The 15,810-nt window shown below is 63.2% G+C and carries 16 protein-coding genes and 1 riboswitch; of the genes, 5 read left to right on the forward strand and 11 right to left on the reverse strand.

Features of this window, described 5'->3' with window-relative positions; genetic code table 11:
- Genes N4Q37_RS19420 through cobO form a run of 6 tightly spaced genes read right to left on the reverse strand, consistent with a single transcriptional unit; the run spans position 1 to position 5,931 of the window.
- Positions 1-1,452: a cobyric acid synthase gene (locus tag N4Q37_RS19420; protein ID WP_260961168.1), complete on the reverse strand. Its 1,452-nt coding sequence runs from the start codon at positions 1,450-1,452 to the stop codon at positions 1-3.
- Positions 1,449-2,441, reverse strand: coding sequence for a threonine-phosphate decarboxylase CobD (cobD, locus tag N4Q37_RS19425; RefSeq protein WP_260961169.1), 993 nt, complete (start codon positions 2,439-2,441; stop codon positions 1,449-1,451). Before cobD ends, N4Q37_RS19420 begins: the two co-directional genes overlap by 4 nt.
- Entirely contained in the window at positions 2,434-3,342 is a 909-nt protein-coding gene (gene cbiB, locus N4Q37_RS19430; RefSeq protein ID WP_260961170.1) for an adenosylcobinamide-phosphate synthase CbiB, read from the reverse strand. Before cbiB ends, cobD begins: the two co-directional genes overlap by 8 nt.
- On the reverse strand, positions 3,339-3,989 hold the full coding sequence (gene bluB / locus N4Q37_RS19435) for a 5,6-dimethylbenzimidazole synthase (RefSeq protein WP_260961171.1): 651 nt from the start codon (positions 3,987-3,989) through the stop codon (positions 3,339-3,341). The genes cbiB and bluB overlap by 4 nt, the downstream gene beginning before the upstream one ends.
- Positions 3,986-5,323: a cobyrinate a,c-diamide synthase gene (locus tag N4Q37_RS19440; protein WP_260961172.1), complete on the reverse strand. Its 1,338-nt coding sequence runs from the start codon at positions 5,321-5,323 to the stop codon at positions 3,986-3,988. Before N4Q37_RS19440 ends, bluB begins: the two co-directional genes overlap by 4 nt.
- Positions 5,320-5,931, reverse strand: coding sequence for a cob(I)yrinic acid a,c-diamide adenosyltransferase (cobO, locus tag N4Q37_RS19445; protein ID WP_260961174.1), 612 nt, complete (start codon positions 5,929-5,931; stop codon positions 5,320-5,322). Before cobO ends, N4Q37_RS19440 begins: the two co-directional genes overlap by 4 nt.
- A gap of 81 nt (positions 5,932-6,012) precedes the next feature.
- A riboswitch (cobalamin riboswitch) is annotated at positions 6,013-6,222 on the reverse strand.
- A gap of 159 nt (positions 6,223-6,381) precedes the next feature.
- Here cobO and N4Q37_RS19450 point away from each other — a divergent pair.
- Together N4Q37_RS19450 and N4Q37_RS19455 are read left to right on the forward strand one after the other, a co-directional pair.
- Complete coding sequence (locus N4Q37_RS19450) at positions 6,382-6,966, forward strand: hypothetical protein (RefSeq protein ID WP_260961175.1); 585 nt, start codon at positions 6,382-6,384, stop codon at positions 6,964-6,966.
- 66 nt (positions 6,967-7,032) lie between these two features.
- Positions 7,033-8,343, forward strand: coding sequence for a PQQ-dependent sugar dehydrogenase (locus tag N4Q37_RS19455; RefSeq protein WP_260961176.1), 1,311 nt, complete (start codon positions 7,033-7,035; stop codon positions 8,341-8,343).
- A 50-nt stretch (positions 8,344-8,393) separates the two neighbouring features.
- Here the strand turns inward: N4Q37_RS19455 and N4Q37_RS19460 are convergent, their stop codons facing one another.
- The 5 genes from N4Q37_RS19460 to N4Q37_RS19480 form a co-directional block, all read right to left on the reverse strand.
- Positions 8,394-8,927, reverse strand: coding sequence for a C40 family peptidase (locus N4Q37_RS19460; RefSeq protein WP_260961177.1), 534 nt, complete (start codon positions 8,925-8,927; stop codon positions 8,394-8,396).
- 166 nt (positions 8,928-9,093) lie between these two features.
- The gene (locus N4Q37_RS19465) at positions 9,094-9,726 is read right to left on the reverse strand and encodes a C40 family peptidase (protein WP_260961178.1); all 633 of its coding nucleotides are present in this window, start codon (positions 9,724-9,726) and stop codon (positions 9,094-9,096) included.
- A gap of 212 nt (positions 9,727-9,938) precedes the next feature.
- Positions 9,939-10,643, reverse strand: a complete 705-nt coding sequence (gene hda, locus N4Q37_RS19470) for a DnaA regulatory inactivator Hda (protein WP_260961179.1) — start codon at positions 10,641-10,643, stop codon at positions 9,939-9,941.
- A 168-nt stretch (positions 10,644-10,811) separates the two neighbouring features.
- Positions 10,812-11,885: an AI-2E family transporter gene (locus N4Q37_RS19475; RefSeq protein WP_260961180.1), complete on the reverse strand. Its 1,074-nt coding sequence runs from the start codon at positions 11,883-11,885 to the stop codon at positions 10,812-10,814.
- A gap of 28 nt (positions 11,886-11,913) precedes the next feature.
- On the reverse strand, positions 11,914-12,972 hold the full coding sequence (locus tag N4Q37_RS19480; RefSeq protein ID WP_260961181.1) for a DUF2066 domain-containing protein: 1,059 nt from the start codon (positions 12,970-12,972) through the stop codon (positions 11,914-11,916).
- Positions 12,973-13,339: 367 nt separating this feature from the next.
- On the opposite strand from N4Q37_RS19480, the gene purM reads away from it, so the two are divergent.
- Genes purM through N4Q37_RS19495 form a run of 3 tightly spaced genes read left to right on the forward strand, consistent with a single transcriptional unit; the run spans position 13,340 to position 15,776 of the window.
- Positions 13,340-14,398: a phosphoribosylformylglycinamidine cyclo-ligase gene (purM, locus tag N4Q37_RS19485; protein ID WP_260961182.1), complete on the forward strand. Its 1,059-nt coding sequence runs from the start codon at positions 13,340-13,342 to the stop codon at positions 14,396-14,398.
- 5 nt (positions 14,399-14,403) lie between these two features.
- On the forward strand, positions 14,404-15,054 hold the full coding sequence (gene purN / locus N4Q37_RS19490) for a phosphoribosylglycinamide formyltransferase (protein ID WP_260961262.1): 651 nt from the start codon (positions 14,404-14,406) through the stop codon (positions 15,052-15,054).
- A gap of 8 nt (positions 15,055-15,062) precedes the next feature.
- A complete protein-coding gene (locus N4Q37_RS19495) occupies positions 15,063-15,776 on the forward strand; it encodes a DUF3108 domain-containing protein (protein ID WP_260961183.1) in 714 nt (237 codons plus the stop codon).
- Positions 15,777-15,810 lie beyond the last annotated feature (34 nt).

Raw genomic sequence — 15,810 nt, forward strand, 5'->3', positions numbered from 1 at the left:
CTAGATCCCACACAGCTCACGCAACAACTCAGTGTCCAGATGCCGCTCCACCAGATCCGCCAACCGCTCGATGTCCCGCTCGCGCAAGCCGTGGTAATCCACCGCCTGCACATTTTCCAACCCGGCCCAACGCAACAACGCGCCACTGGCCGCCGACGATTCGAACAGGCCATGCAAATAGGTGCCGACAATCTGCCCGTCGAGGCTGCGGGCGCCGTCACAACGACCATCGTCCAGCCGCACCGCCGGGTTTTCCAACGCCGGGCCTGAAGTCACACCGGCATGAATCTCATACCCATTGATCTGGGCCTCTTCCAGGGCCAGTCGCCCGCGCACATTGCGCAGTTGCTTCTCTTGTTCCAAGGTCGTTTCGAAGTCCAGCAAGCCCAGCCCGGCACTGGAACCCGCCGCGCCTTCCAGCCCCAACGGGTCGTGGACCTGCTGGCCGAGCATTTGCAAACCGCCGCAGATACCCAGCAGCTTGCCGCCGTAGCGCAGGTGCCGATTGATCGCGGTTTCCCAGCCGTTGGCGCGCAGGTAGGCCAGGTCGCTGCGCACGCTTTTCGAACCGGGCAGGATGATCAGGTCGGCGGGCGGAACGGCCTGGCCGGGGCCGATGAATTGCAGGTCGACCTGCGGATGCAACCGCAACGGATCGAAATCGGTGTGATTGCTGATGCGCGGCAACACCGGCACCACCACCTTGAGCACCTGTTCGGCCTTGTCGGTTTGGCGTTGGTCGAGGCCGTCCTCGGCCTCCAGGTGCAGGTCCATCACGTACGGCAACACGCCGATCACCGGTTTGCCGGTACGCGCTTCCAGCCAGTCCAGGCCCGGTTGCAACAAGGCGATGTCACCGCGAAAACGGTTGATGATGAAGCCCTTGACCCGCGCCTGTTCGCTGGGCGACAGCAACTCCAGCGTACCCACCAGATGGGCGAACACCCCGCCGCGATTGATGTCGGCGATCAGCAGCACCGGGCAGTCCACCGCTTCGGCAAAGCCCATGTTGGCGATATCACCGGCGCGCAGGTTGATCTCGGCCGGCGAGCCGGCACCCTCCACCATCACCACCGGATACGCGGCGCTCAGGCGGACGTGGGATGCCAGCACCGCCTGCATGGCGATGGCTTTGTAATCGTGATAGGCCACGGCGTTCATGGTGGTGACGGCGCGGCCATGGATGATCACCTGGGCGCCGGTGTCGCTGTTGGGCTTGAGCAGCACCGGGTTCATATCGGTATGAGGTTCTAGCCCGGCAGCCTGGGCCTGCACCGCTTGGGCCCGACCGATTTCGCCGCCGTCGGCGGTCACCGCACTGTTGAGCGCCATGTTCTGCGGCTTGAATGGCACCACATCGATGCCCTGGCGCCGGATCCAGCGGCACAGTGCCGTGACCAGGGTACTTTTGCCGGCATCGGAGGTGGTGCCCTGCACCATCACAGTGGTCATGGGTGGTCCTTGGCGTAAGCCTCGAAAGCCTGTTCCAGGCGCAGGAACTCTCTGTCGTCGGCCGGCAGTCCGAAGCGCAGGCTGCCGGTGTTGGTAAACAAGCGCAGGAGGATGCCGCGCTGGGCCATGAAATCGTGAAGGGCCTGGGCCTGTTCGGTGACCAGCCATTGGAACAAGGCGCAGCCGCCATGGGGCTTGAAGCCGTGGCGCGTCAGCAGCGATGCCAGGCGCTGGCTGGCCTCCTCGCAGCGTAGGCGCTGGCGGGCATGGGCGGCGGTGTCCAGCAGGCACGCCTGGCCCAGCACCCGGGTCGGCCCGCTGACGGCCCACGGCCCGACCTGTTCGGCGAGCAACTTGAGCAAGCGCCGCTCGGCCAGGACAAACCCCAGGCGCACCCCGGCCAGACCAAAGAACTTGCCGAACGAACGCAGCACGATCAACCCGACCAGATGAGTGTGCGCCGCCAGACTCAAGTGCGGGGTGATGTCCATGAACGCTTCGTCCACCACCAGCCAACCTCCGCGCTGGGCCAGCCGGGCGTGCCAGTCCAGCAGGCGCTCGGGGGGCAGGCTCAGGCCCGTCGGGTTGTTCGGGTTGACCACCACCAGCACGTCGAGGCTGTCGAGGAAGAAATCCACTTCCGACTCCAGCACCTCGCGCACGATATAACCGCTGCGCCGCCAGGCTTCGGCGTGCTCGGCGTAACACGGCGACAACACGCCGACCTTGCCGACCCGGCGCAGGCGCGGCAGCAGTTGGATAGCCATTTGCGAACCGGCCACCGGCAACACATGGGGGGCGTCGTAGTACTCACAGGCAGCCTGTTCCAAACCGTCATCGGTTTCCGGTAGACGCGCCCAGGCGCGCAGGGGAATCGCCGGGACGTCGAACGGCCAGGGCGCCAGTCCGCTGGAAAGGTCCAGCCAGTCGGCTTCGGCAATGCCGTATTGCCGGGCCGCCTGGCGCAGGCGTCCACCGTGCTCAAGCATAGAACTCAGCTCCCAGGCAAAGGATCAGCAACCACAACCATACCCCGCGCTGGACCAATTGCCAGCCGCGATCAATGGAATCGGCACTCGCCGGTACGCCCTCGCCCAGCGATGGACGCTGGTGCAATTCACCGTGATAAACCGCCGCCCCACCCAGCTCGACGCCCAACGCACCGGCACCGGCCGCCATGACGGGGCCGGCGTTGGGGCTGTCCCAGGTCGGCCCCTGGCTGCGCCAGCACTTGAACGCCAGGCGGGTCTTGCCGAGCAGCGCGTAGGTCAACGCCACCAAGCGCGCCGGAATGTAATTGAGCACGTCGTCGATTTTCGCCGCGGCCCAGCCGAAGCGTTCGAAGCGTTCGTTGCGATAACCCCACATGGCGTCGAGGGTGTTGCTCAGGCGGTACAACACCACCCCGGGCACGCCCGCCACGGCGAACCAGAACAAGGCGGCGAACACCGCGTCGCTGCCGTTTTCCAGCACCGACTCGGTCGCCGCACGGGCCACGGCGGTCTCATCCAGTTCAGCGGTTTCACGGCTGACCAGGTAACCGACACGCTGGCGCGCTGCCTCCAGATCACCGCTGCGCAGCGCCCGCGCCACCGGTTCGACATGCTCGCCAAGGCTGCGCAAACCCAGGGCGCAGTACAACGCGAGGATCTCCACCAGCCAGCCAATCATCGGCACCCACGACAGCGCCGTCGCCAGCAAGGTCAACGGCACCACGGCGACGATCCACGCCGTCACCCCGTGGCTACGCCAACCCCTTCCGCCAGCATTGAAACGTTGTTCGAGGCGATCGGCGAAGCCGCCAAATGCCACCAACGGATGCCCGCGCCGGGGCTCACCCAGCAGCGCATCCAGCGCCACGGCGGCGGCACTGAGCAACGCCACACTCATGGACTCACTCCCCAATGGTTTTCATACAGCAGTTCATTTAGCGGACGCGGTTGCGCCCAGCCTTCCAGGGCCAGCATCGGCGCCGGGTAGAAACCCTCGACCGGGCCGAGGCAAAGGATCGCCAGCGGCTTGGCGCCTGTGGGCAGGCCCAGCAAGTCGGCCAGGGCCTGGGGCTCGAACAGCGACACCCAGCCCATCCCCAGCCCTTCGGCGCGGGAGGCCAGCCACAGGTTCTGGATGGCACAGGACAGCGAGGCCAGGTCCATTTCCGGCAACGTCCGGCGACCGAAGATGTGCCGCTCGCGGTCGTCCATCAACGCCGCCACCAGCACTTCGGCGCAATCGTTGATGCCTTCGACCTTGAGCTGCATGAATTCATCGCTGCGCTCGCCCAGGGCCTCGGCGGTGCGAATGCGCTCCTGCTCCACCAGCGCGCGGATTTGCCCACGCAAAGCGCGGTCGCTGATGCGAATGAACCGCCACGGTTGCATCAGGCCGACACTGGGGGCCTGGTGCGCGGCTTCCAGCAGACGACGCAACAAGGCCGGCTCGACGGTACCGCCACTGAAGTGACGCATGTCGCGGCGTTCGGCGATGGCGCGGTAGATCGCTTCGCGTTCGGCTTGGGAGAAAGCGCTGTCTGTCATGGCCTGCTCGCGATCGCGGTCTCAGGACCAGGCGCAAACAGCGCAGCGATCGCCCGTGGGTTGGACGGGAAATAAAAGTGCACATAGGAAGCCGTCATCCGCCCCTGCCGGAAAACCGCCTCCGCGCCACGTCCGCCGTTGGGGCTATGCCCACGGGCGATCGGTTCAAGCTCGGTGCTGGTCAGGGAGTGATGGTAGGTATGTCCGCGCAAGGTGCCTTCCGGCAGGTCCACCGCTTGCAGCGCCAGGGCGGCCAGGCGCTTTTGCATCTGCGCCTCGCCGGCGAGCAAGCCCAGCAGTTCGGCGCGGGTACCCTCGACGTCGGTCAATGAATCAAGCAGGTACAGCATGCCACCGCACTCGGCCAGCAAGGGCTTGCCGGCGGCATGGTGAGCGCGAATCGCCGCCAGCATCGGCGTGTTCCGGGCCAGGGCGACATGGTGCAGTTCCGGATAACCGCCGGGCAGGTAAAGGCTGTCCGCCTCGGGCAGTTCGGTATCGTGGATGGGTGAAAAGAAGCGCAGTTGCGCGCCCATGGCCCGCAGCAGGTCGAGGCTCGCGCCGTAGGTGAAGGCAAACGCTTCGTCCCGGGCCACGGCGATGCGCACGCCGTCGAGCCAGGGCTGCGGGGCGATCACCTCGGGCGCGTCGAATTCGACTGCCGGCGGCAAGGTTACTTCGCAACTGCCGGCCAGGGCATTGGCGGCGGCGTCCAGGCGCAGGTCCAGGTCATTCAACTCACTGGCCTGGACCAAGCCGAGGTAGCGACTGGGCAGTTCGATCCCGGTTTCCCGGGATAGCGCGCCGTACCAGCGCAGGCCTTCGGTCAGGCTGCCTTCGAGCAGTTGCGCATGACGCAAGGTGCCGACCCGGTTGGCCAACACCCCGGCGAACGGCAGGTCCGGTTGATAACGCGCCAGCCCCAAGGCCAGGGCACCGAACGTCTGGGCCATGGCCGTGCCGTCGATCACCGCGAGCACCGGCACGCCGAAATGCCGCGCCAGGTCGGCGCTCGAGGGCGTGCCGTCGAACAGCCCCATCACCCCTTCGATCAGGATCAGGTCCGCGTCGGCGGCAGCTTCCCACAACAACCGGCGGCTCTCCTGCTCACCGACCATCCACATGTCCAGTTGATAGACCGGCGCACCGCTGGCCCGCTCCAGGATCATCGGGTCAAGGAAGTCCGGGCCACACTTGAAGACGCGCACCTTGCGCCCCTGGTTGCGATGCAAGCGGGCCAACGCGGCGGTGACGGTGGTCTTGCCTTGGCCCGAAGCCGGGGCGGCGATCAACACCGCCGGGCAGCGACGGCAGGTCTGGCCGGCATCGCTCACAGTTCCACGCCTTTCTGTGCCTTGATGCCGGCCTGGAAGGCGTGCTTGATCATGCCCATTTCAGTGACGGTGTCGGCCAACTCGATCATTTCCGGCTTGGCGGCGCGGCCGGTTACCACCACATGCTGCATCGGCGGACGGGCCTGCAAGTCGCTCAACACCTGGTCCAGATCCAGGTAACCGTGCTTGAGGGCGATGTTCAGCTCATCGAGCACCACCAGGCCAATGGCCGGGTCGCTGAGCAATTGGCGTGACACCGCCCACGCGGCTTCGGCGGCGGCGATGTCGCGCTGGCGATCCTGGGTTTCCCAGGTGAAGCCTTCGCCCATGACATGAAAACGCACCTGCTCGGGGAAGCGGCGGAAAAACAGCTCTTCACCGGTGCTGTTGCGTCCCTTGATGAACTGCACCACGCCGCATTGCATACCGTGCCCCAAGGCCCGTGCAAGCATGCCGAAGGCCGAGCTGCTCTTGCCCTTGCCATTGCCGGTCAGTACCAGCAGCAGGCCACATTCGTTCGGCGCATTGGCGATGCGCTCGTCGATCACGGCTTTCTTGCGCAGCATGCGCGCCAGGTGGCGTTCGTCACGATCAGGTGAGTCGGTCATGGGGGAGCTCTCCGTTGGGGCAGGATAACGGCGGGCAGGCATGGAAAAAGACGGCAACGAGCCTGGCATCGCCCACCGTGATGCCGTTGGATGAATCAGGCCGGTCTCCGGGCTCATGAGCGGCGTTATGCCGGACCACCCGCCTTCCCATGTCCTTGGACACAGTGGCTTATAGGGAGCCTTGACTCATTTACCGTTGCGGGGGCAGCGCCGGGTTTGCACAGGCTCACCGGCTTCCCTGTTTCACTTTGTCGGCCATCGCCACAAAGCACCTGAAACAAGCCGCGAAGGTTAGAGGGTTGGGGGGGGAGCGTCAATGAAAGCCGCCGCGGGCGCCGCATCGAACATTGGCCCCGATCAATAAAATGACGTCAATCTTGTGCCACGCTACGGCAAGTGATATCAAATAGGCATCACTTCCCGATATCACAATAACAAGAGGGCAACTGTATGCAAGGCATGATCATCAGCAATCCCAAGCTGGAATTCCTGCGCCCGCTGCTGGAGCGCTGGTTCGATTGCATCGACCGCTACAACGCCGTACGCGGCGATAACGACAGCCCTTATTGGTTCGATGAAAAGGCCAACCTGGGATTGCTGTCGGCGGCAGCCTGGATGGCCGAGATGGTCACGCTGCAGGACGCCCCCACCCGCAAGCAAAATGAAGAAGGCGAACGCAACGCTCGCGCCCACCTGTTCATCGCCAGCAGCGAGGAGCGCGCCTTCATCCAGGCCACTCAGCGCTGGCCGCGGGTCAAGAGCCTCAACCTGACCCAACCGCTGCTCGAGGCCACGTGCGATGCCAAGCGCATCAGCTACGCCAGCGACTTGCGACTAGGCTGCCTGTTCGTCGCCCCGCAAAAAGCCCAGCAAAGCACCACCCCCGAAGAATTGCAGGACATGGTCGACGAACTGCAAAAGGAAACCACCTGCGCCGTAGCCTGGTACTTCCCCTACGCCTACCGCAAGTTGCGCAACGAGGCCGGCAACTATCATCCGGGCATCGCTGTGTTGTTCAAGCAGGCGCATGGTTGACGGGTTGAACCATCGCTCGTCTACGCTTCTCTATGAATAACCACATGCATTCATAGGGAAGCCAGCATGCTCAAGCCATCCCATCTTTTGATCGTCACCCTGGCCGCCGGGCTGGTCGCTTGTGGCGAGTCATCCACGCTGCAGGTGTCCGATGGCAGCGGCCCTTCGCCGAAACTGCCCGAGCCGAACAAAACCTTCATCCCCACCGTCAACATCGCCGAAGCGGTCGGCTGGCCGGACGGCGTCAAACCCACCCCGGCCCCAGGCCTGCAAGTGGCTGCGTTCGCCGACAGCCTTGACCACCCGCGCTGGCTCTACGTGCTGCCCAATGGCGACGTGCTGGTGGCCGAAACCAACGCCCCGCCCAAGCCGGACGACGGCAAGGGCATCCGTGGCTGGGTGATGAAAAAAGTCATGGGCCGCGCTGGCGCCGGAGTGCCCAGCCCCAATCGCATCACACTCCTGCGCGACGCCAATCACGATGGCGTCGCCGAAACCCGCTCGGTGTTCCTGGAAAACCTCAACTCGCCGTTCGGCATGACCCTGGTGGGCAATGACCTGTACGTGGCTGACACCGACCGACTGATTCGCTTCCCCTATAAAGAAGGCGACACCCAGATCAAGGCGCCTGCGACCAAGGTCGTCGACTTGCCGGGTGGCCCCCTCAATCATCACTGGACCAAGAACGTGATCGCCAGTCGCGACGGCAGCAAGCTGTATGTCACCACCGGCTCGAACAGCAACGTCGCGGAAAACGGCATGGCGGCCGAGGAAGGTCGCGCGGCGATCTGGGAAGTGGACCGCGCCAGTGGCAGCCACCGCATCTTCGCCTCAGGCTTGCGCAACCCCAACGGCCTGGCCTGGGAACCGCGCAGCGGCGCGCTATGGACCGCGGTGAACGAGCGGGACGAAATCGGCAGCGACCTGGTCCCGGACTACATCACCTCGGTCAAGGACGGCGCGTTCTATGGCTGGCCCTATAGCTATTATGGGCAGCACGTCGATGTCCGGGTCGAACCGCAGAACCCGGACCTGGTGGCCAAGGCCATCGCCCCCGACTACGCCGTAGGCCCCCACACGGCCTCACTGGGCTTGAGCTTCGCCGAAGGCAGCACCCTGCCCGCCCCGTTTACCGAAGGGGCATTTATCGGGCAGCACGGCTCCTGGAACCGCAAGCCCCACAGTGGCTACAAAGTGATTTTCGTACCGTTCAAGGATGGCAAACCGGTGGGGCAACCGCTGGACGTGTTGACTGGCTTCTTGAACGCCGATGAAAAGGCCCAGGGCCGGCCGGTGGGCGTGGTGATCGACAAGCAGGGAGGTCTGTTGGTGGCCGACGATGTGGGGAACAAGATCTGGCGGGTGTCAGGTAAATAATCTGCTGAAGAAGCTGAGCCGAACACCGGCCAAAGAGATCTTTTTAATCCTCAGGGAATACGCGCCAGACTCTCCGGCTGCAACACCCGCTTGGCGCTCAGATAGGCTTTCTGCCAGTAAGCCTTGGACAGGCTGTCGAGTTTGACCGTACCGCCAGTGGCTGGCGCGTGGACGAAGCGCCCTTCGCCGACATAGATCCCGGCATGGCTGACTTGGGACCCGCCGTTGGTGGCGAAGAACACCAGGTCGCCGGTCTGCAGCGCGTCCTTGCCCACTTCTGGCGCCCGCATGCTGATCATTTCACGTGTGGAACGTGGCAGGGAAATACCGGCGGCGTCGCGGTAGACGTAGCCAATCAGGCCGCTGCAATCGAAACCAGAATCAGGGGTATTGCCGCCCCAGCGATACGGCGTGCCCACCAGTCCCAGCGCCCGGAAGAGCACGTCTTCGGCGGCCGGGGAAGCAGGCTGCGAAGGGGCGAAGACCACCGGAGCCCGCACGGGCGCGGGGGGTGGCGTGCGGCTGGCGCAAGCGCTGAGCAGCGCGGCAATCAATAGGAGAGCGAAGCGGGCCGGCGTCGTCATATGCAGAACAATCCTGATCGGGATGCGGCTTTTTTCTGCCGTGGACATGAAAACAAATCCGCCTGCGTAAACGCAGGCGGATTGCCATCAATCAATGATCATGGATTCTAGCGGCTATAGGGCAAACTTCAAGTAACACTTTAAGTTTGCCCTATGAACTGTGCGCTTACTTGCGGGCAGTCATCACAGTCGGGGCCATGGCGAGGGCGCGCTTGGCTTCGATGAAGGTCTTGTTCCAGTAGCTGTCGCCCAGGCTGTCGATTCGCACGCCACCGCTGCGGCGGCTGCTGGAATGGATGAACTGGTTGTCACCCAGGTAGATACCGGCGTGACTGACGCGACCGCGACGACCGCTGGTGCTGAAGAACAGCAGGTCACCCGGTTCCAGTTGGTTGCGCGCGACCAATGGAGCGTTCACGTTGATCATTTCGCGGGTGGAGCGTGGCAGGTTCATGCCGGCTTCTTCGCGGAACAGATAGCCGATGAAACCACTGCAATCGAAGCCGGCTTCAGAGGTACCGCCAAAACGGTAGCGGGTGCCGATCAACGACATGCCGCGCTCCAGGATGCTGTCAGCCAGCACAGGGAGCTGATAAGGCTTGCTGCCGGCGAAGGCTGCCAGCTCTTTGTCGTTGGCCATTTCTTCCTGGAACGAAACCGAGGAAGAGGAAGACTGGGCGGTAACGGAATTCTTGACCTGTGCTTGTGGCGCTTGCTGGGACACTGGAGAGTGAGCAGCGCAACCGAACAGCAGGGTAACGAGTGCGAGAGGCACGAGGGGTGCGAAGCGCTTTAGCATGGGCACGACCGTGGCTGAAGTAGTAAAGATGGCGAGACTATGCCCTCTATCAACCTCATTTGCAAATTCAATCGATAAAAATGTGACTTTCCGTTTTTGCATTTACATCTAAGCGCTTAAGCCCATTGCAAACGTCACGCAGCCTGCAACCCAGCAGCGCCGCGGGTTTCACTGCGCCCAGAACAGGCCATGAGCCACTATTTTCGCTGGTTCTACCAGCCCAAGGTTTCTTTCAAGAAAGGAATGGTCAGCTTGCGCTGAGCCTGGAGCGAGGCCTGGTCGAGGCGTTCGAGCAATTCGAACAGTGCGCTCATGCTGCGGGTGCCACGGGTGAGAATGAAATGCCCGACCTCATCGGTCAGGTGCAGACCACGCCGGGAGGCACGCAACTGCAAGGCGCGCAGCTTGTCTTCATCGGAGAGCGGGCGCATCTGGAAAATCAGCGCCAGGGTGAGACGGGATTTGAGATCCGCCAGTTTTACCGGCAGTTCCCGCGGCGATGTGGAAGCGGCAATCAACAGCCGCCGTCCGCTGTCACGCAACCGATTGAACAGATGAAACAGCGCCTCTTCCCAATCGGCTTTGCCAGCCACTGCCTGGAGGTCATCCAGGCACACCAGTTCGTATTGTTCAAGGTGATCGAGGATTTCAACGCCGCGATCCATCAGCTCGGTCAACGGCAGGTATACGGCCGGCTCGCCCATTTGCTCGAAGCGCAAGCAAGCGGCCTGCAACAGGTGCGTGCGCCCTACCCCGTCCTTGCCCCACAGGTAGATCAGGCTCTCGGTCCAGCCAGCGTCGGCTTCGCAAAGCCGCTCGACATAGCCGAGTGCAGCGGCATTGGCGCCTGGGTAGTAATTGATAAAGGTGGCGTCATCACGCAGACGCACACCTAGGGGCAGTTGAATCGGTTTCATGCGGACTGAACAGTTCCCAAGGAACCGCTAGTGGCCTCTGTGTAAGGTGTGCAAAGTCTATACCCGTGAGGCGGACCGCACAATGCGCCGGACCACGAGCAAAATCAAAGGTTTGCAACCACTGGAACAGGCGGCGCCGGTTTCCCTGCGCCGCATGTGCCACTCGCCCTACAAATCAGGGTCTTCGACGCCGCTGTAGATGTCCGACTCCTTGTACACCTCGTGTACATGACGCAGCAGCACCATGATCACCGCCGCCACCGGCAGCGCCAGCAGGATTCCTGTGAAGCCGAACAACTCGCCACCCGCCAGGATCGCGAAGATCACCGCCACAGGATGCAAACCAATGCGATCGCCCACCAGCAACGGCGTGAGCACCATGCCTTCCAGCATCTGGCCGACCATGAACACCGCCACGATGCCGACCATCGGGTACAGATCGCCGCCAAACTGGAACAACCCGGCGATCAACGCCGCGCCGATACCAATCACAAACCCCATGTAAGGCACGATGGCCGCCAGCCCGGCGATCATGCCGATCAACAGCCCCAGCTCCAGCCCCACCAGCATCAAGCCAGCGGCATAGATGAAGCCCAGGGCGACCATGACCAGCAACTGCCCACGCACGAACGCCCCGAGTACTTCATGGCATTCACCGGTGAGCGTCATGATGCGCGCCTCCCGGTGACGCGGCAGCAGGTTGCGGATCCTGGCCATCATCACGTCCCAGTCCCGCAGCAGATAGAAGGCCACCACCGGGATCAGCACCAGGTTCGCCAACCAGCCGATCAACGCCAGGCTCGAGGCCGTGGCCTGGCTCAATACCACGCCGACGATGTCGGTGGTCTGGCCCATGTGCTCACTGATGGCCGCCTTGACCTTGTCGAACTTCCAGAAGCCGTCCGACAGCCCCAGTTTCGACTGTACCCACGGCACTGCGATGTGCTGCAACCAGTCGAGCATCTGCGGCGCCAGCTCGTACAAGCGCACCAGTTGCTTGGCGAGCATGGGGATCAGCACCAGCAGCAAAGCGCTCACTATCAAGGTGAACAGGGCAAACACCGCCACCACGCCCCACGTGCGCGACAGGCCGATTTTTTCCAGGCGATCCACCACCGGATCGAAGAGATACGCCAGCAACAAGGCAACCAGGAACGGCGTGAGAATCGGGTGCAGCAGATAGATAAACGCGAACAGCAGGGCCACCCCGCCCAACCAGAACCAACGTCGCGTGTCGCCCATGAACAACTCCTATATAAAGAAAGAAAACCTACCAGCGAAACCGCAGGCTGGGCGTCAGCGCAGGTGCTGGTGCTGGTGCCGCCACGGGAACCGAGCCATCGGCCGCGGGTTGAGCCGCGGGCGCAACAGCCTCGCCAGCTGGAATCTCCTGCAATTTCGCCAGGGCCAGTTGCGCTTTCAACTGCTCGGTGCTGCCGCTGACCCGATAAACCACCCGATCATCCTCGACCCGCTGCAATTGCCCGCCGAACGGTTCGAGCAACCGCCCAAGCATCGCGTAACGCTCCAGGTTCATGCCTTGCACTTCCAGCACTTGCTCGGTGGCCACGCCCGGCTTGGCGACGAAACGCGGCGCCAGGCGTTGGCTCACCGCCAGCATGATCGTGTCGGCCAGGGCGGCAGGGTCGGCGCCCTCGGCGTTGCCCTGCTCGCGCTGATCCCCCAGCCACAGTCGCCAGGTGCCGCGCCATTGACCGCCCTCTTCCTTGGCATGCACCGCCAGCAAGGCGTCGGCGCCATAGCGCTCCGAGGCCTGGCGCAACGGGGCCGGGTCGCCGCCCTCCAGGTTCGGCGCCGTAGCGACGATTTGCTCGCTCAGGTCCGCCAGCGGCAGGTGCAGAGGCAAACCGCGGTGCTGGGCGGCGCGACGCAGCGGCGTGGCGCTGGCCTGGCCATCGCCCACCAGACTGGAACCTTCGGCCGAATCATTCAGCCACCAACCGAGGATCGAAGGCCGGTTCGCGCCCCACAGCGACAGCCCGGCCGAGCGCAATGCCCGATCAGTGCTGACGGGGTCGAAGTCCACCTTCAGGCTTTCGGGAGGCCCGGCGTCGTAGCCGTACTGAAGAATGATCTGCTGCGGATCCTGGCGGATCGCCGCCAGGCCAGGGCTCTGGACGGCTTTCGCGTCACCGGTCAGGCGCAGCACCAGCGCGTCCAGGGCGCGCAGCGTCGCCTGGTCACGCTCTTGCGGCGCCTGGCTGGCGACCGGTTCGAGCACTTGATAAAGGCCATTGAGGGTTTCGGCATGGCTCGCCAGGCTGATCAGCGACAAGCAGCTCACGGACAAGAATTTATACAAACGCATGGAAGATTCCCGGACATAGCGGCTGGAACAGGCCGAATGAAGAAAATTGAGCATGGCTGTGACCACGGCACCCGGCAAAACATTCACACGCCCGATGGAAGTTTCGCAACGGTCATCACCATAGCCGGTTATCGCTACACCTTATACAGACGCACCCCACAGTACCAATACAAGAAATATCGGTTTTTTTTCGGCGGATATGTCCCTGCCCGTCGGCGCGAGGATGGCCGCTGCCCCACAAGCCTGATAAAATCGCGCGCCTTCGCAGACCGGCAACGGCAGGGCACCCGGAATAATTCGCACAACGGTTATTCACCGCCCCTGACAGTCGGTCGTTACCCAGAAATTCCCCCTAAAGGCCTGGATCATGAGCAAGCAACCCTCCCTGAGCTACAAGGACGCCGGTGTAGACATCGACGCCGGTGAAGCATTGGTCGAACGCATCAAGAGCGTCGCCAAGCGCACTGCGCGCCCGGAAGTCATGGGCGGCCTGGGCGGTTTCGGCGCCCTCTGCGAGATCCCGGCCGGCTACAAGCAACCGGTGCTGGTCTCGGGCACCGACGGCGTTGGCACCAAGCTGCGCCTGGCCCTGAACCTGAACAAACACGACAGCATCGGCATCGACCTGGTGGCCATGTGCGTGAATGACCTGGTGGTCTGCGGCGCCGAGCCACTGTTCTTCCTCGACTACTACGCCACCGGCAAGCTGAACGTCGACACCGCCGCCCAGGTCGTGACCGGCATCGGCGCCGGCTGCGAGCTGTCCGGCTGCTCCCTGGTCGGCGGCGAAACCGCTGAAATGCCCGGCATGTACGAAGGCGAAGACTACGACCTGGCCGGTTTCTGCGTCGGCGTCGTGGAGAAGTCCGAGATCATCGACGGCTCGAAAGTCGCTACCGGTGACGCCCTGCTCGCCTTGCCATCCTCCGGCCCACATTCCAACGGCTACTCGCTGATCCGCAAGATCATCGAAGTGTCCGGCGCCGACATCGAAAACACCCAGCTCGACGGCAAGCCGCTGACCGACCTGCTGATGGCGCCGACCCGCATCTACGTCAAGCCGCTGCTCAAGCTGATCAAGGACACCGGCGCGGTCAAGGCCATGGCCCACATCACCGGCGGCGGCCTGCTGGACAACATCCCCCGCGTACTGCCAAAAGGCGCCCAGGCGGTGGTGGACGTGGCGAGCTGGACCCGCCCGGCGGTGTTCGACTGGTTGCAGGAAAAAGGCAACGTCGACGAAACCGAAATGCACCGCGTACTGAACTGCGGCGTGGGCATGGTGATCTGCGTGGCCCAGGAGCACGTCGAGAAAGCCCTGAACGTACTGCGTGAAGCCGGCGAGCAGCCATGGGTCATCGGCCAGATCGCCGCTGCCGCTGAAGGCGCTGCCCAGGTCGAGTTGAAAAACCTTAAGGCTCACTGATGCAGATGTCTGCGACCTGTGATGTCGTGGTGCTGTTGTCCGGCACCGGAAGTAACCTGCAGGCCCTGATCGACAGCTCACGGACCGGCGACAGCCCGGTCCGTATCCGCGCGGTGATTTCCAACCGCGCCGATGCCTACGGCCTGCAACGTGCCAAGGACGCGGGAATCGACACCCGCGTCCTGGATCACAAGACGTTCGAGAGCCGTGAGGCCTTCGACGCCGCCCTGATCGAACAGATCGACGCTTTCAATCCGCAACTGGTGGTCCTGGCCGGTTTCATGCGCATCCTCAGTGCCGGTTTCGTACGCCACTACCAGGGGCGCCTGTTCAATATCCATCCCTCGCTGCTACCCAAATACAAAGGGTTACACACTCATCAGCGGGCCTTGGAGGCCGGAGACACTGAGCACGGCTGCTCGGTGCACTTCGTCACCGAGGAACTCGATGGCGGGCCTCTGGTCGTACAGGCAGTAATACCGGTAGAGTTGCACGACACGCCGCAAAGCCTGGCGCAACGGGTTCACGCCCGGGAGCACCAGATCTACCCGATGGCCGTGCGTTGGTTTGCCGAAGGACGGCTGACCCTGGATGATCGCGGTGCTTCACTGGACGGCCAGTTGCTCGCCGCCAGCGGCCATTTGATTCGAGACTAGGAGATTTTATGCGTCGCGCCCTGCTCTTCGCCTGTGCTCTGTTTGCCTTGCCCCTGGCACAGGCAGCGGACCTTCAACCGTTCTCCGCCAGCTACACCGCCGACTGGAAACAGTTGCCCATGAGCGGCACCGCCGAACGCAGCCTGACCAAGGAAGCCAACGGCACCTGGAAGCTGAGTTTCAAGGCGTCGATGATGATCGCCAGCCTGACCGAAGAAAGCACCCTGACGCTGGACAAGGACACCCTGCTGCCGCAGTCCTACCACTTCGAACGCGGTGGCCTGGGCAAAGCCAAGAAGGCCGACCTGGACTTCGACTGGAACGCCAAGATGGTCACCGGAGTCGATCGCGGCGATGCGGTCAAGTTGCCGCTCAACCGTGGCATGGTCGACAAGTCCACCTATCAGTTGGCCCTGCAACACGACGTGGCCAGCGGCAAGAAAAGCATGAGCTATCAGGTGGTCGATGATGGCGAAGTCGATACCTACGACTTCCGCGTGCTGGGTTCGGAAAAGGTCGACACCAAGGCTGGCCAGATCGACGCGATCAAGGTCGAACGCGTACGTGACCCGACACAAAGCAAACGCATCACCGTGCTCTGGTTCGCCAAGGACTGGGACTACCTGCTGGTGCGCCTGCAACAGGTCGAGACCGACGGCAAGGAGTACAACATCATGCTCCTGGACGGTACGGTCAATGGCAAGGCCGTGAAAGGCAGCTGATCAGCACCGATCTCACGAAGCCCCGCAAATGTGG

It is taken from the genome of Pseudomonas citri (assembly GCF_025336485.1).
Classification (GTDB): Bacteria; Pseudomonadota; Gammaproteobacteria; order Pseudomonadales; family Pseudomonadaceae; genus Aquipseudomonas; species Aquipseudomonas citri.

Excerpts from the sequence above, each read along its gene's own strand:
- N4Q37_RS19420 (WP_260961168.1), bottom strand. The coding sequence starts at position 1,452 with ATGACCACTGTGATGGTGCAGGGCACCACCTCCGATGCCGGCAAAAGT.
- cobD (WP_260961169.1), bottom strand. The coding sequence starts at position 2,441 with ATGCTTGAGCACGGTGGACGCCTGCGCCAGGCGGCCCGGCAATACGGC.
- cbiB (WP_260961170.1), bottom strand. The coding sequence starts at position 3,342 with ATGAGTGTGGCGTTGCTCAGTGCCGCCGCCGTGGCGCTGGATGCGCTG.
- bluB (WP_260961171.1), bottom strand. The coding sequence starts at position 3,989 with ATGACAGACAGCGCTTTCTCCCAAGCCGAACGCGAAGCGATCTACCGC.
- cobO (WP_260961174.1), bottom strand. The coding sequence starts at position 5,931 with ATGACCGACTCACCTGATCGTGACGAACGCCACCTGGCGCGCATGCTG.
- N4Q37_RS19450 (WP_260961175.1), top strand. The coding sequence starts at position 6,382 with ATGCAAGGCATGATCATCAGCAATCCCAAGCTGGAATTCCTGCGCCCG.
- N4Q37_RS19455 (WP_260961176.1), top strand. The coding sequence starts at position 7,033 with ATGCTCAAGCCATCCCATCTTTTGATCGTCACCCTGGCCGCCGGGCTG.
- N4Q37_RS19460 (WP_260961177.1), bottom strand. The coding sequence starts at position 8,927 with ATGACGACGCCGGCCCGCTTCGCTCTCCTATTGATTGCCGCGCTGCTC.
- N4Q37_RS19465 (WP_260961178.1), bottom strand. The coding sequence starts at position 9,726 with ATGCTAAAGCGCTTCGCACCCCTCGTGCCTCTCGCACTCGTTACCCTG.
- hda (WP_260961179.1), bottom strand. The coding sequence starts at position 10,643 with ATGAAACCGATTCAACTGCCCCTAGGTGTGCGTCTGCGTGATGACGCC.
- N4Q37_RS19475 (WP_260961180.1), bottom strand. The coding sequence starts at position 11,885 with ATGGGCGACACGCGACGTTGGTTCTGGTTGGGCGGGGTGGCCCTGCTG.
- N4Q37_RS19480 (WP_260961181.1), bottom strand. The coding sequence starts at position 12,972 with ATGCGTTTGTATAAATTCTTGTCCGTGAGCTGCTTGTCGCTGATCAGC.
- purM (WP_260961182.1), top strand. The coding sequence starts at position 13,340 with ATGAGCAAGCAACCCTCCCTGAGCTACAAGGACGCCGGTGTAGACATC.
- purN (WP_260961262.1), top strand. The coding sequence starts at position 14,404 with ATGTCTGCGACCTGTGATGTCGTGGTGCTGTTGTCCGGCACCGGAAGT.
- N4Q37_RS19495 (WP_260961183.1), top strand. The coding sequence starts at position 15,063 with ATGCGTCGCGCCCTGCTCTTCGCCTGTGCTCTGTTTGCCTTGCCCCTG.